This is a genomic window from Bartonella sp. MR168JLCBS (assembly GCF_042194175.1).
In genome coordinates this window covers 925-1,176 of the sequence record NZ_JBHIMP010000070.1, presented here as the reverse complement: position 1 = coordinate 1,176, position 252 = coordinate 925, and the positions used below count along the sequence as shown (strand labels likewise).

General features: G+C 38.9%; 1 protein-coding gene. It reads left to right on the top strand.

The window, feature by feature from the left end; genetic code table 11:
* A partial coding sequence (locus ACFIK8_RS09130) for a phosphatidylserine decarboxylase (protein ID WP_375669239.1) occupies positions 1-252 on the top strand: 252 nt, incomplete at both ends.

Sequence of the window (252 nt, the reverse complement as noted above, 5' to 3'; positions counted from 1 at the left end):
CTCATTCGTTGAACCATGTATTCCGCCTGAAGAGTTAGGGTTGGGTAATGAAGAAATGATCCGTATTTCCGTATTTATGGATATTTTTTCATGCCATATCAACCGTATTCCTATAAGTGGTAAAGTGGAATCTATTGTGTATCGTCCAGGTCAATTTGCTAATGCTGAGCTTGATAAGGCCAGTCAGTTTAATGAGCGAAATGGAATGGTAATTGACAGCAAACATGGTAAAATTGGTGTCGTACAGATAGC